We start from the raw sequence: 13,982 nt of genomic DNA on the forward strand, positions 1-13,982 counted from the left end.
ATTGATATAATGAAAATAGCCGTCAAACCAAATTCAAATCGAGAAGAGTTTTACTCAATGTCGAGCGACAATAGTCTATCACACACAAGATGGAATTGGAAGTATCACATAGTTTTTATTATTATTATTATTACTTTTTCAATGTTAATTTCGCTACGATTTCAACCCTTGCCGTTTGAGGAAACATATCTACTGGTTGAATGTAGTCCACGTTATAAAACTTCGTTAATTCCTGTAAGTCTTTAGCAAAGGTGGACGGATTACAAGAAGTATAGACAAATCGTTTCGGTTTAATTTTCAATACGGTTTTGATGAAGCTTGGTGCAAGACCAGTCCGGGGTGGATCGACAGTAATTACGTCAGGGATAAATCCATCCCGTTTCCATTTTGCCAACCATTCCTCTGCTGTACCTGTATAATAGCGAACATGTTTATATCCGTGATTTCTTGCATTTTTCTTAGCATCAACAATACTTTCAGGAACAACATCCATACCGCGGACTTCCTTTGCTTTAGGTGCTAGCCATAACCCAATTGTCCCAACCCCACAATAAGCATCTACTACTTTTTCCTTTCCAGTTAACTGGGCAGCTTTTTTAATTTCATCATATAAATGAACCGTCTGCTCAGGATTAAGTTGAAAGAAAGCGCGGGACGATAAGTCGAAGGCAAGTTCTCCTAAATTTTCATGAATCGTTTCTTTACCATATAAACTAATCGTTTCATCTCCAAAAATAAGGGAAGTTTTTTCTCGATTTATATTTTGGGTAATCGAAACGATACTCGGATCGATTTTTAATATGCGCTCGATTAACTCTTTCTTATGAGGTATATCTTTTCGTGTCGTCACTAAACAAACTTGGGTTTCGCCTGTTTGAACAGCTGTGCGAACGACAATTGTGCGAACTAATCCGTCCAACGATTTCCCATCGTAAATGGAGATATTTAGCTTTTGTAATATTTTTCGAGTCCCTACAGTGATTTTGGACGTTAGGGGATGTTGAACAGCACAATCATTAATATTTAATAATTTATTTGTCCCTTCAATATATAAACCTGCATAAACCCGTTTCCCTTCTTTTCTTACTTGGAAGGAACTTTTATTTCGATAATGCCAAGGGGTGTCCATCCCAAGGGTAGGGCGGATATCCGTCGTTTCAGCAATTGATTTAACGTACTTTTCTAATGCTTGTATGACCATATCCCGTTTTTCTTTAAGTTGCCCGCTATATGTTAAATGTTGCAGCTGACATCCTCCACATTCATTGTAAACAGGGCAGCTTGGCTCTTGGCGGTCTTTCGATACTTTACGGATGTTTAAAATTTCCGCTTCAGCAAAATTTCGCTGTACTTTTGAAACTTTTACAGTTACTTCTTCTCCAGGTAATGCACCTTTTACGAATACTACATTTCGTTTATAAAAGCCGACCCCTTCACCATTAATACCTAATCTTTTAATCGTTAAAGGAAATTTTTGACCAATTTCCATTACTACATTTTCGCCCAAAAGCGTTCACGTCCTTTATTTTGTTCATTTAACCATTATATCGAAGCACTATTTGAAAGCAAATGAATAAATTCTTCCTTTAAGTAAAAATCTATAGAGATACGTTTAGTGTTATTTTAAAATAAGTTATTAGCAATTATTTTGAAATCGTGTTATTCTTATTTCAATTAAATAAATTATTCCTTCGGGGTCGGGTGAAATTCCCAATCGACGGTGATGAAGTGAAACTTCTAAGCCCGTGAGCTTGTTATAAGCAGGATTTGGTGCGAATCCAAAGCCGACAGTATAGTCTGGATGGGAGAAGGAACTATTATAGATGTACCATTAAAATTGTTATTTTTAATGGTTTATTTGCTATAGTATTTTTTCTTTTTCAATCCCGATTCATTTCTGAACGGGATTTTTTATTTAATAGTTTAAAATTGAATACGGTTAAGCTTAAGATATATCTTAAGCATCCTTCGGGGTCGGGTGAAATTCCCAATCGACGGTGATGAAGCGAAACTTCTAAGCCCGTGAGCTTGTTAAGAGCAGGATTTGGTGCGAGTCCAAAGCCGACAGTATAGTCTGGATGGGAGAAGGATGAATTTTGGCACTTTTTGAAAATTAATTTCAAAAGGTTTATTTCGTTACGCCATTTTTTTTAAATACTCCCAACTCCTTAGGACATTTTCTAAGGGGTTTTTTATTTTTAGAAAGAGGTGAGTAGATTGTTTACAGGCATAATTGAAGATAAGGGAAAAGTAGTTGGGATTAAAAAAGATATCGACAGTAGTCAATTGACCATTGTTACACCCAAAATTGTGTCTGATGCTAAATTGGGTGATAGCATTGCGGTTAATGGTGTATGTCTGACGATTACCCACTTAACTAGTGAAGAAATGACTGTAGATGTCATGCCAGAAACAGTAAAGGTAACAACGATTCATACGTTAAAATTAGGAGATATGGTCAATTTAGAACGGGCAATGAGTGCCAATGGCCGATTTGGTGGTCATATTGTTTCAGGACATGTAGATGGTGTAGGAACGATTAGAAGTAAAAGACCGGTTTCAAACGCAGTTTACATTGAAATTGAAATACCTAGAGAACTTATTGAAAATTGTATACCTAAAGGTTCTATTACAATTGATGGGACAAGCTTAACGCTATTTCAAGTATCCAGTAATACTGTTACAGTATCCCTTATTCCTCACACGTATGCAGAAACGATTTTAGGCATGAAAAGTGTAGGAGATAAAGTAAATATCGAAACAGATATGTTAGGGAAATACGTTTTATATCATTTAAGAAAAACGGATAATACGTCAAATATATCAATGGAATTTTTAAAACAAAACGGATTTTAACTATAAAAACGGTGGTGGAGAAAATGATCAATACAATAGAAGAAGCTTTAGAAGACTTAAAAAAAGGAAAGCCGATTATTGTTGTGGACGATGAAAATCGTGAAAACGAAGGAGATTTAGTCATTCTAGCTGAATTTGCCACACCGGAAAATATTAATTTTATGGCGACATTTGGTCGAGGTTTAATTTGTACACCGATTACGGAAGAACTGGCCAATAAACTAGAATTATTTCCGATGGTTGAACATAATACGGATAATCATCAAACAGCTTTTACAGTAAGTATCGATCATATGGAAACGACAACTGGAATCAGTGCGTATGAGCGATCCTTTACGATTTTACAAATGATTAAAGAAAATGCTAAGCCAGCCCATTTCAGACGTCCGGGTCACGTATTTCCGTTAATCGCAAAAAGAAACGGAGTGCTCGAAAGAAGAGGACATACTGAAGCAGCTATTGATTTGGCAAGAGCTTGTGGCAGCGTTCCGGCAGGTGTTATTTGTGAAATCATGGCTGAAGATGGAATGATGTTACGCCTTGACGGCTTGAAGGATTTTGCAACAATGCATCGATTAAAAATTATTACGATTGAAGATTTAGTTCGATTTCGTTCAAAACAAAAAATTGGATAACACATTTTAAGACAATAATTTTATGACGAGGAGAATAGAACAATGGGAAAACGATTTGAAGCACAATTAATAGGAACAGATTTAAAAATAGGGATTGTTGTAGGACGTTTTAACGAGTTTATTACAACAAAATTATTAGATGGTGCCCTTGATGGTTTAAGAAGACATGGAGTAGATGAAGAAAATATTGATGTAGCATGGGTACCAGGAGCGTTTGAAGTACCATTTATCGCTAAACAAATGGTTGAAACAGGTAACTATGATGCGGTAATTGGGTTAGGTACAGTAATACGTGGAGCAACAACTCATTATGATTATGTTAATAACGAAGCAGCAAAAGGAATTGCTAGCGTTTCATTAAATTCAAATGTGCCAGTAATTTTCGGGATCGTAACAACAGAAAACATCGAACAAGCAATTGAACGTGCAGGTACAAAAGCGGGCAACAAAGGTTATGATTCTGCTGTTTCTGCCATTGAAATGGCCAACTTGAAAAAAATGTTTAAATAATGAATAGAAATCAATGCTTTTAACAAAATAAGTGCCAACACGCCTACTTTTCGTGTTGGCACTTTTTATTATTCTAATACGGATTCCATGACTAAATCGTCAAGGGAACCAAAAGTATACCCTTGTTTTTTCGCTTCTTTTATAAATTTCGGAAGGGCATCGGCATTATGTTTTGCCACAGTATGCAATAAAATTAATGCGCCTGGGTGCAATTGGTTCATTAGTTCATCGTAAGCATATTCCCACCCTACATTGGAATCAGCATGCCAGTCTACAAATGCTGTATCCCAGAACATGTGGGTATAACCGTGTTTATTTCCAACTTCTAAAACTCTTTCGTTAAATATACCTTTTGGTGGACGTACATAATGGGTACGTTTAATTCCGGCAACTTCATTTAATTTTGAATCGAATTTTTTCCATTCTTTTACAAGTTCTTCGTCGGATAACTTAGACATATCTGGGTGTCCATAGGAATGATTCCCGATAATATGACCTTCTTTAATCATTCTTTTTACTAAATCCGTTGCACTTGTTAAATAGTGCCCCGTTAAGAAAAAGGTTGCTGGAACATTTTCTTCCTTTAAAGTATCCAAAATACTTTCTGTATATCCGTTTTCAAAGCCGTTATCAAAGGTTAAATAAATAACCTTTTTGTTTGGGTCTCCTCGATAAAATGCGCCATACTCTTTTAACATGCTTTCAAATTTTGCCCCCGCATCTGCCGGCTTTCCATCTTTTGATTTACTAAAGCCCCAGTGATAGGAGTTTGCGTTAGCAATATCTGGTTTAATAAAACTAAAGGCAAAGAAAAATGCGATTGCCCATAATGTTAAACGAAAAATGGGATGTTTCCACATAAAAAATTTTAGCCTCCTTTTTGCTTATATTGTGCGAAAACTGTTCCTTTATGCCAATGAATATTCGCTTATCCTAGAAGGAAATGATTTAACAAATGAACGGCAATGAAACGAACTTAAAAAAAATGTATACTAATGCTTAGAAGGAGTGTTTGTATGCAAGTCATATCGAAAATAAGCAGACAGAAAAACAATCCAGAACGATATAATATTTATTTAAATGAAAGTTATGCCTTTGCTGTTGATGAATCGACCCTTATTAAGTTTGGTTTAACAAAGGGAAAAATACTCGAACAATTTGATATCGATGAAATTACATATGAAGATGAAATCGCAAAAGCGTTTAATCGTGGGTTAAATTTTTTAAGTTATCAAATGCGCAGTGAATTTGAAGTGAAAAAGAAATTGTTAGATGCAGGCTTTGGAGAAGCTGTCGTGTTAGAGGCCATTCGGAAGTTGGAGAAACTTGGTTTTTTAAATGATGAAACTTATTCGAAAGCTTTATTAGAAACAAAAAAGAAAACAGCCAAAAAAGGGCCGAGAGCGATTAAACAAGATTTGATGAAAAAGGGAATCGATAAAGATACTCAAAGCAAAGTACTTGAATCTTTTACTTATGAAGAACAAGTGAATATTGCGATGGAGCTGGCAGAAAAAACAGTGCGGGCAAATAGTAAAAAGACACCGATGCAAATAAAACAAAAGGTACAAGATCTTTTAATGCGGAAAGGTTATTCCTTTTCAGTTGTAAACGAAATACTTGACCAAATTCGTTTAGAGAGAGAAGATGATGATTGGCAACATTTGATTGAACTACAAGGGGATAAACTGTGGAAGAAGTATGCTGCCAAGTTAACAGGTAATGAATTGCGAATGAAAACAAAACAAGCCTTATACCAGAAAGGCTTTCCAATAGAAGTAATCGATCGTTATTTAGATGAAAAGGAGCAGGAAGCAAATGGCTGAAAAAAATTATGCGGAAATGACGGAACAAGAATTAAGAGAAGAAATTGCCAACTTAAAGGAAAAGGCTAGAAAAGCTGAACAGCTTGGGATTGTAAATGAGTATGCTGTATATGAGCGAAAAGCAACGATGGCTGCTGCTTATTTAATTGACCCGAAAACAATTGTACCAGGAGAAATGTATCGTATAGACGGTGCTCCAGGGGAATTTTTTAAAGTAGAATATTTAAAAGGACGATTTGCTTGGGGTTATCGTTTAGGTGGAGATCGTTATGAAGAAGCATTGCCGATTTCTATTCTTTTACCAATGAAAGTAGGGAAGTAATATGAATGTGAATCAATCAATAGATAAATTAACACAAATTTTAGTAAGTAAAAATCCTAATTTATCCGTTAATAAAGCAAAAACATGGATTGAACTACTCTGGTCTGATTTTGAATCGACTTATGCAAAAGCGGGATATGATTACCGTGGAATGGAATATACAGAAAAGATAGTCCAACAATGGATTGAAAGTTACGGAGATAAAATTCATGAGTTTGCGGGTAGAAATCCAAAGTATGCCCATCTATTAGATGAAAGTGATGAAAATCTTCATTAAATAATAGAGGAGTTGTCCTAATAGGTTGGACAACTCCTCGCTATTTAATTACTCGAACCAATTTGTAGTTTGCGTTGTAGTTTATCTTCAGAATAAATCCAACCCGTATAGGAATTGACAATGTTCAACTCCTCATCCACATGGGCAACAGCTACAAAGGGATAGCGGTCATTACTTCGATAACGTAAATCGATTAAACGAACTTCCGTTAAGCCGCATTCTAGTTCTGAAATTTCCCAACGATATAAGGGAGAGAAAGAAATAAATGCAGCTAAATTCGAATCTTCAATAGCTTTATTTACAATTGGTGTTTTCGGAAGTGGATGGATTTCAAATTTATCATAAATGTTTATTTTTTTACCGTAAGCGCGGCCAACATAATAATGGGTTTTTGATTTTGCAGCTACTCGCCAATTTAAAAAACGCATTGTTGGTGCGACAATGACATAATCTTCATCGGGAATAGCATCATGAACGGCCTTCTTTACAGCTGCTTGTAAAACGAAACGTATAATATAGTAAACAAAAATAATCGTATACATGACAGTGAATGTTATGACAGGGTCGAACCAAAAAGCCCATAACATAATGCCGATGCAATGTAATCCGAAAATAATCGGATCAAAGGTATTAATAACACCAAGTGCAACCCATTTCTTTGAAAAAGGACGAAGGGCTTGCGTACCGTAGGCATTAAATATATCAACAAAAACATGTAAAAAAACAGCTAGGAAAGTCCAAAGCCATAAATGAAATATATTGGCGTCTTGAAATATAAAAGATAATACAGCTGTAATGGCAATGGGCCATAAAAGGACTGCTGGGATCGAATGGGTAATGCCACGATGATGTCGGATGTAAATCGCATTATTTCGAAGTTTTAATATAGTATCCACATCTGGTGCTTGTGAGCCAATAACGGTACCAGCCATAACAGCAACAAATGTTAAATTATTTTCGGCTACAACAGGATCTGCTAAAGCTAAGCCGCCTAATGCAACGCCCATTACTAAATGTGTGCCTGAATCCAAAGTATCAACTCCCTGTTTATGGACACATTTCTTATATACTTGACGGTTATTTTCATGAATCTTAATAGAAGTATTATACCCTAATTATAAAATTTAAAATCGAAATTCGTCGGAGGTTATCGTGAATTATCAATATAAAAATGAATTTCGCCATCATTTAGTCGATTGGTTTAATAGAGAAAAAAGAGATTTGCCGTGGAGGCGAACATCGGACCCTTATAAAATTTGGGTCTCCGAAATTATGCTTCAACAAACAAGGGTAGACACGGTCATCCCGTATTATAATCGTTTTTTAGAAAAATATCCTACGATGCAGTCCCTTGCCTATGCTCCGCAAGAAGAACTGTTAAAAATGTGGGAAGGGTTAGGATATTATTCAAGAGCTAGAAATTTACAGGCGGGCGTTAAAGAAGTGGTCGAGAAATATAACGCCGTTGTACCGGACAATCGCCATGATCTTTCAAAATTAAAAGGTATTGGACCATACACTGCTGGCGCTATTTTAAGTATTGCCTATAATAAACCAGAGCATGCAGTGGATGGAAATGTTATGCGTGTTTTAAGCCGCGTATTACATATTGAAGAAGATATCGCCCTACCCAAAACGAGAAAAGTTTTTGAAGAAGCAGTCGATATGTTAATCGATAAAGATTACCCTGGTGATTTTAATCAAGCCATAATGGATTTAGGAGCTATGATTTGTACTCCAACTTCTCCGAAATGCTTGCTTTGTCCTGTACGTGATTATTGTATTGCGTTCCAAGAAGGTGATACAGAACAATTGCCAATAAAATCAAAAAAAATAAAAACGAAAAAAGTAATATATAATATATATGTAGCTGTCGATAAACAAGGGAATTATTTAATTGAAAAGCGACCAAATGAGGGGTTGTTAGCTAATATGTGGCAATTTCCAATGATAGAAATGACGAAAGAAACTACAAAAGACGCTTTTGAAAAACAGTATAATGTTCAAATTGAAAATTACTTAAATAATGATTTCATGAAATTTAAACATATCTTTTCCCATTTAACTTGGGAGATGGAATGCTACCTTGTACAAGTTCAACAATTGAATCAATTACCGGCCAATGCCCATTTTTTACCTATAGGAAAAATTAGGGAATTACCAATGTCAGTACCAATGTTGAAAATTTTGAATATTCTGAATTGACTTATTTTTTAACTTTCGCATAATCTCAATAACATCAGTCCACAATAATTATTACGGAGGTGAGTTTGAGATGGCGAAGAAAAACAACAACAATAACAACAATAATAACAACAACTTCAACAATAATGAAGAATTTGGTGTTGATCAAGACTTCCAACAAGCACGTCAACAAAACCAAAAACAAAATCAACAAAACAACCAACGCAATAACAACAATAATAACAATAATAAAAATAACAACAACGAATTTTAATTAAATTGCTTTACAATTGTGAATAAGACAATTCACGTTAAGGTATAGACAAATTTATTTGTCTATACCTTAATTTTATATAAAGGATAAAAGGATGTTCTAATCTAATTTTTACCAAATTCATTAAAAAATATGTTCTTCTAACTACAAGTTTTTTATTTCCATTGTTATAATATAAAGAAATAACTGCTAGATGTTGATTTTTCTTCATTTAGCGGGTGTATAGAAACCCGCTGAATAAGATGGATTTTATTCACAGAGTTTGAAATGATTAATCGATACCGTTTAAGGTCATATCAAATCCTGGACATTTTTCAACATGAGGAAATTGATACATAGACGAAAAGGTGGGCTTTAAATGACAATACCTACAGAAGGAGAAACGATTCAAATACATAGTTATAAACACAATGGTCGCATCCACCGTGTCTGGCAAGAAACGATGGTTTTAAAAGGAACGAAAAATATCTTTATTGGAGCCAATGAGCGTACACTTGTTACTGAATCGGATGGACGAACATGGCTAACACGCGAGCCCTCTATTTGTTATTTTCACGCAGAACATTGGTTTAATATTATTTGTATGTTGCGTGAAGATGGTGTGTATTATTATTGCAATATGAGTTCTCCTTATGTTTTTGATAATAATGCTATAAAATATATCGACTATGATCTAGATATTAAAGTTTTCCCAGATATGTCATATACACTTTTAGACGAAGATGAATACGAGCAGCACAAGAAGGAAATGGGCTATCCAGAAGTGATTGATAAAATTTTAAAACGAAATGTGAATAAATTAATCAGCTGGATAAAACAAAAAAGAGGTCCCTTTGCGCCAGATTTTATTGAAGTTTGGACGAATCGATATTTATTTAATAAAGAAATGCAATCAAATGAAAAATAATAGTGGAAAAGTCTACTAGGAGAATCAGTAGGCTTTTTTTATGTATTTACTGGTAAATTAGAGTATAGTGTTATTCGTGTGTCCAAAATGGGACAACTTTTAATTAGGACGATTTAAGTTTGTTTGTTGATAAAGGGAAGTGAATGGAAATTGGGTAGTATTAAACGATATATGAAATTTGTCAAACCTTATAGATGGGAAATATTATTAACCATTATTATTGGTATATTAAAATTTGCCATTCCGTTGTTCATTCCGATTTTAATCAAAATTGTAATAGACAATATTATTAATGCACCAGATTTAACAAATGGGGAAAAAATTGAGCAACTAAGTTATTGGTTAGGTGGTACTGTCATTTTATTCTTTATTATTCGTCCACCTATTGAATACTACCGTCAATATTTTGCCCAACATGTTGGGAACAAAGTATTGTTCGATATACGACAAGAATTATTTGGCCATTTACAGAAATTGAGTTTAAAATATTACGCTAATACTCGAGCGGGCGAAGTAATATCCCGGGTTATTAACGATGTAGAACAGACGAAAAACTTTATTATGATTGGCTTAATGAATTTATGGCTTGATGTTGCAACGATCCTCATTGCAATTGGGATAATGCTTGCGATGGATGTAAAACTAACATTTGTTTCAATCATTGCATTACCGCTATTCGCCATTAGTGTAAAATACTTTTTCGGAAAACTTAGGGATTTAACACGTAAACGATCCCAAGCGTTAGCCCATGTCCAAAGTTATTTACATGAAAGAGTAAGCGGAATTAGTATTATTAAAAGTTTCACGTTGGAGAAGCATGAACAGAAAATTTTCGATAATGAAAATGGAGAGTTTTTAGACCGTGCCCTAGATCATACAAAATGGAATGCAAAATCCTTTGCAGTCGTAAATACTATTACCGATATCGCCCCATTATTAGTGATTGCGTATGCCGGTTATCGAGTAATTCAAGGTGATCTATCCGTCGGAACAATGGCTGCGTTTTACGCTTATATTGAACGATTGTATAGTCCATTAAGACGTCTAGTTAATTCATCTACAACTTTAACCCAATCTATTGCTTCAATGGATCGAATGTTTGAACTAATGGATGAAGAATACGATGTTCAAGATAAAGAAAATGCTCGTCATCTTGCTCCTGTAAAGGGACAAGTTTCCTTTGAAAATGTAAATTTCCAATATGAACAAGACGGACAAATGATATTGAAAAATGTTCAATTTGATATTAAACCTGGAGAAACCGCTGCCTTTGTTGGGATGAGTGGAGGCGGAAAATCAACGATTGTAAGTTTAATTCCTCGCTTTTACGATGTAACAAATGGGGCAGTTAAAATCGATGGGATGAACGTGAAAGATGTATCCATTCAGTCGTTACGTTCCCAAATTGGAATTGTATTGCAAGATAATATATTATTTAGCGATTCGGTAAAACAAAATATTTTAATGGGTCGACCGGATGCTACGGATGAAGAAGTGATTGCAGCTGCTAAAGCAGCCAATGCCCATGATTTTATTATGACATTACCTGAAGGGTACGAAACAAAAGTAGGAGAGCGCGGTGTGAAACTGTCCGGGGGTCAGAAACAACGTGTTGCGATTGCCCGTGTATTCCTAAAAAATCCGCCAATTTTAGTATTGGATGAAGCGACTTCTGCCTTGGATTTAGAAAGTGAAGCATTAATTCAAGATTCCTTAGATCGATTGGCAAGTGATCGAACGACTATCATTATTGCCCATAGATTATCAACAATTACCCATGCGGATAAAATTTTCGTTATTGATCATGGTGAATTAGTAGAGGAAGGTAACCATGAATCGCTTATGGAAAAACAAGGTGTTTACTATGATTTATTCCAAATTCAAAAATTAGACTAAAAAAATAATACGACAAGAAAATGCCTAACAAGTCAACGTTCGACTAGTTAGGTATTTTTTATTTTTTGCAAAAATTTGATGTATAATCCACTGTTTATATACGTTTTCAAATTTTAGTGAACCAGAATTTAATCGATTAAAGCAGTATAACTGTTGCTTTTTGTCGAGAAAATTACATTGAAGTTTTGTGTTAATTTAAGGTATTTTATCATAAAAACATATGATTAAGAGAATTCAAATCTATTATTGTTTTTAAGCAAATAGAGAACGAAATAGAATGATAGATTTGTAAATTAGCGTTATGCGAGGGGGTACAAGATGGAAAAAAAAGTACTATTACAAGTTAAAGATTTGGAAACAACTTTCTTTACTGACGATGGAAAAGTACCAGCAGTTGATCATATAGACTTTCATATTAATGAAGGAGAAATATTAGCTATTGTAGGAGAGTCAGGCTGTGGGAAAAGTGTTACCTCTCTGTCTATTATGGGGCTCGTACCATCTCCTCCTGGAAAGATCACATCAGGTCAGATCCTTCTAAATGAGTTAGATTTAACAAAGCAAACAGAAAAGGAAATGCGTAAAATTCGTGGAAAAGAAGTGGCAATGATATTTCAAGAACCGATGACTTCTTTAAATCCTTTATACACTATTGGGAATCAACTAACAGAAGCCATTTTAATCCATAACAAAGGTATGAAGAATAAGGATGCAGCGAATAGAGCGATTGAAATGATGAAACTGGTTGGATTACCAAGGGCAGAAGAATTAATGAAAGACTATCCCCATCAATTATCAGGCGGGATGAGACAACGGGTCATGATTGCAATGGCTCTACTATGTAATCCAAAACTATTAATCGCCGATGAGCCTACTACTGCCCTAGACGTTACAATACAAGCTCAAATATTAAAGTTAATGAAAGAGTTGAATAAACAATTTAAGACGGCAGTTTTACTCATTACCCATGATTTAGGTGTTGTTGCTGAAACGTGTGAACGGGTAATCGTTATGTATGCTGGTCAAATTGTCGAAGAAGCTCCCATATCTGAAATATTCAAAAATCCTCAACATCCATATACGAAAGGTCTAATCCAATCTGTTCCTGACATGCGTTATAAAAAGGAAACTTTATATTCCATTAAAGGTAATGTACCAAAGCCTGGTTCCATTCAAACTGGTTGTCGATTTGCTCCCCGTTGTGAATTTGCTGCGGAACGGTGCTTTACAGAAAATCCGCCATTATACGAAGTAAGCTCTTCCTTTGTCCATAAATCAAGATGCTTCTTACAGGAAACGGAGGGAATTCCATTTGCAGAACGTGCTATTGAAAGTCGATAACTTAAAAAAATATTTTCCAAAGGGAACGAGTTCTTTAAAAAAGGGCCCCCATGTGAAGGCAGTCGATGACGTTTCATTTCAAGTTTATGAAGGAGAAACCCTAGGAATCGTAGGGGAGTCGGGTTGCGGAAAGTCAACGACTGGTCGGATGATCATGCGTCTTCTTGAACCAACAGATGGATCAATTAAGTTTAACGGTGTAGAACTTTCTTCATTATCAAAACAAGAGATGCGAAAAGCAAGGCGAGATATTCAAATGGTATTTCAAGATCCCTATGCATCATTAAACCCAAGGCATACGGTAAAGAAAATTTTAGAAGAACCGCTGATTGTCCATGATATCGGAAATTCAACGGAACGAAAAAATAGGGTTGAGGAATATTTAGAAATTGTCGGCTTGAGCTCATATCATGCAAAGCGCTATCCCCATCAATTTAGTGGTGGGCAAAGACAGCGTATCGGTATTGCTAGAGCTTTAATGACAAATCCGAAGCTAATTATTGCTGATGAGCCGGTATCTGCATTAGATGTTTCGATTCAAGCACAAGTTTTAAATTTAATGCAAAGATTACAGCAAGAGTTAAAGCTAACGTATATTTTCATTGCCCACGATTTAGGGGTAGTTCGCCATATTAGTGATCGGGTAGGCGTAATGTATTTAGGTAGATTTGTAGAGTTAGCTGATAGTGAATCTTTATATGCGGAACCATTACACCCGTATACGCAAGCTTTGTTATCAGCCGTACCGATTCCTGATCCTACTTATGAACGGGAAAAAATTATTCTCACAGGTGATGTTTCGAATGCCATTCCAAATAAGGGATGTACTTTCCAAACTAGATGTCCATATGCAACGCTTACTTGCAAAATGACAGTTCCAGATTTAGTAGAAGTCAAACCAGGTCACTCTGTTGCGTGCCATTTATTTAATGAAGCGCAGCAATGACATATAGA

Annotated in this window: 14 protein-coding genes, 2 pseudogenes and 2 riboswitches; of the genes and pseudogenes, 13 read left to right on the forward strand and 3 right to left on the reverse strand. The window is 35.3% G+C overall.

The features are described 5' to 3' along the window. Positions 1-57: 57 nt before the first annotated feature. Positions 58-120 (forward strand): annotated as a pseudogene (locus EC501_RS18810) (IS200/IS605 family transposase); the annotation flags it as partial. Positions 121-130: 10 nt separating this feature from the next. Here EC501_RS18810 and rlmD read toward each other — a convergent pair. Then, positions 131-1,489 carry a 23S rRNA (uracil(1939)-C(5))-methyltransferase RlmD gene (gene rlmD, locus EC501_RS08940; protein WP_122971970.1) on the reverse strand — a complete coding sequence of 453 codons (1,359 nt, stop codon included), beginning with the start codon at positions 1,487-1,489 and terminating at the stop codon, positions 131-133. A 194-nt stretch (positions 1,490-1,683) separates the two neighbouring features. Then, positions 1,684-1,817: riboswitch (FMN riboswitch) on the forward strand. A 143-nt stretch (positions 1,818-1,960) separates the two neighbouring features. Continuing rightward, a riboswitch (FMN riboswitch) is annotated at positions 1,961-2,094 on the forward strand. A 123-nt stretch (positions 2,095-2,217) separates the two neighbouring features. Between rlmD and ribE the strand changes: the two genes are divergently transcribed. The 3 genes and pseudogenes from ribE (at position 2,218) to ribH (ending at position 4,001) form a co-directional block, all read left to right on the forward strand. Further along, complete coding sequence (gene ribE / locus EC501_RS08945) at positions 2,218-2,856, forward strand: riboflavin synthase (RefSeq protein ID WP_122971941.1); 639 nt, start codon at positions 2,218-2,220, stop codon at positions 2,854-2,856. 23 nt (positions 2,857-2,879) lie between these two features. After that, positions 2,880-3,470, forward strand: a pseudogene (ribB, locus tag EC501_RS08950) (3,4-dihydroxy-2-butanone-4-phosphate synthase); the annotation flags it as partial. A gap of 63 nt (positions 3,471-3,533) precedes the next feature. Continuing rightward, positions 3,534-4,001, forward strand: a complete 468-nt coding sequence (gene ribH, locus EC501_RS08955) for a 6,7-dimethyl-8-ribityllumazine synthase (RefSeq protein WP_122971943.1) — start codon at positions 3,534-3,536, stop codon at positions 3,999-4,001. Between the two features lie 68 nt (positions 4,002-4,069). On the opposite strand, the gene pdaA is transcribed toward ribH, so the two are convergent. After that, complete coding sequence (gene pdaA, locus EC501_RS08960) at positions 4,070-4,861, reverse strand: delta-lactam-biosynthetic de-N-acetylase (protein WP_122971944.1); 792 nt, start codon at positions 4,859-4,861, stop codon at positions 4,070-4,072. Positions 4,862-5,017: 156 nt separating this feature from the next. Between pdaA and recX the strand changes: the two genes are divergently transcribed. Genes recX through EC501_RS08975 form a run of 3 tightly spaced genes read left to right on the forward strand, consistent with a single transcriptional unit; the run spans position 5,018 to position 6,426 of the window. Continuing rightward, positions 5,018-5,827, forward strand: a complete 810-nt coding sequence (gene recX, locus EC501_RS08965; protein WP_122971945.1) for a recombination regulator RecX — start codon at positions 5,018-5,020, stop codon at positions 5,825-5,827. After that, the gene (locus tag EC501_RS08970; protein ID WP_122971946.1) at positions 5,820-6,149 is read left to right on the forward strand and encodes a YfhH family protein; all 330 of its coding nucleotides are present in this window, start codon (positions 5,820-5,822) and stop codon (positions 6,147-6,149) included. Before recX ends, EC501_RS08970 begins: the two co-directional genes overlap by 8 nt. 7 nt (positions 6,150-6,156) lie before the next feature. After that, entirely contained in the window at positions 6,157-6,426 is a 270-nt protein-coding gene (locus EC501_RS08975; protein WP_122971971.1) for a YfhJ family protein, read from the forward strand. A 44-nt stretch (positions 6,427-6,470) separates the two neighbouring features. Here the strand turns inward: EC501_RS08975 and EC501_RS08980 are convergent, their stop codons facing one another. Further along, positions 6,471-7,457, reverse strand: a complete 987-nt coding sequence (locus EC501_RS08980) for a metal-dependent hydrolase (RefSeq protein ID WP_122971947.1) — start codon at positions 7,455-7,457, stop codon at positions 6,471-6,473. A 121-nt stretch (positions 7,458-7,578) separates the two neighbouring features. Between EC501_RS08980 and mutY the strand changes: the two genes are divergently transcribed. The 6 genes from mutY to EC501_RS09010 all read left to right on the forward strand — a co-directional run bounded on the left by mutY (position 7,579) and on the right by EC501_RS09010 (position 13,974). Continuing rightward, a complete protein-coding gene (mutY, locus tag EC501_RS08985; protein ID WP_122971948.1) occupies positions 7,579-8,631 on the forward strand; it encodes an A/G-specific adenine glycosylase in 1,053 nt (350 codons plus the stop codon). Positions 8,632-8,701: 70 nt separating this feature from the next. Next, positions 8,702-8,884 carry a hypothetical protein gene (locus tag EC501_RS08990; RefSeq protein ID WP_122971949.1) on the forward strand — a complete coding sequence of 61 codons (183 nt, stop codon included), beginning with the start codon at positions 8,702-8,704 and terminating at the stop codon, positions 8,882-8,884. A 358-nt stretch (positions 8,885-9,242) separates the two neighbouring features. Beyond that, positions 9,243-9,791 (forward strand): nucleoside tri-diphosphate phosphatase, encoded by a 549-nt coding sequence (gene ntdP / locus EC501_RS08995; protein WP_122971950.1) that lies wholly within the window; start codon positions 9,243-9,245, stop codon positions 9,789-9,791. 150 nt (positions 9,792-9,941) lie between these two features. After that, entirely contained in the window at positions 9,942-11,687 is a 1,746-nt protein-coding gene (locus EC501_RS09000) for an ABC transporter ATP-binding protein (protein WP_122971951.1), read from the forward strand. Between the two features lie 318 nt (positions 11,688-12,005). Further along, positions 12,006-13,028 carry an ABC transporter ATP-binding protein gene (locus tag EC501_RS09005; protein ID WP_122971952.1) on the forward strand — a complete coding sequence of 341 codons (1,023 nt, stop codon included), beginning with the start codon at positions 12,006-12,008 and terminating at the stop codon, positions 13,026-13,028. Further along, positions 13,000-13,974: an ABC transporter ATP-binding protein gene (locus EC501_RS09010; protein ID WP_122971953.1), complete on the forward strand. Its 975-nt coding sequence runs from the start codon at positions 13,000-13,002 to the stop codon at positions 13,972-13,974. The genes EC501_RS09005 and EC501_RS09010 overlap by 29 nt, the downstream gene beginning before the upstream one ends. The last annotated feature ends 8 nt before the right edge of the window (positions 13,975-13,982 follow it).

It is taken from the genome of Lysinibacillus halotolerans (assembly GCF_003711845.1).
In the GTDB taxonomy this organism is placed as follows: Bacteria; Bacillota; Bacilli; order Bacillales_A; family Planococcaceae; genus Ureibacillus; species Ureibacillus halotolerans.

Coding starts and splice junctions, on each gene's coding strand:
- ribH (WP_122971943.1), top strand. CDS start 3,534: ATGGGAAAACGATTTGAAGCACAATTAATAGGAACAGATTTAAAAATA.
- rlmD (WP_122971970.1), bottom strand. CDS start 1,489: ATGGAAATTGGTCAAAAATTTCCTTTAACGATTAAAAGATTAGGTATT.
- EC501_RS08970 (WP_122971946.1), top strand. CDS start 5,820: ATGGCTGAAAAAAATTATGCGGAAATGACGGAACAAGAATTAAGAGAA.
- pdaA (WP_122971944.1), bottom strand. CDS start 4,861: ATGTGGAAACATCCCATTTTTCGTTTAACATTATGGGCAATCGCATTT.
- EC501_RS08990 (WP_122971949.1), top strand. CDS start 8,702: ATGGCGAAGAAAAACAACAACAATAACAACAATAATAACAACAACTTC.
- recX (WP_122971945.1), top strand. CDS start 5,018: ATGCAAGTCATATCGAAAATAAGCAGACAGAAAAACAATCCAGAACGA.
- ntdP (WP_122971950.1), top strand. CDS start 9,243: ATGACAATACCTACAGAAGGAGAAACGATTCAAATACATAGTTATAAA.
- EC501_RS09005 (WP_122971952.1), top strand. CDS start 12,006: ATGGAAAAAAAAGTACTATTACAAGTTAAAGATTTGGAAACAACTTTC.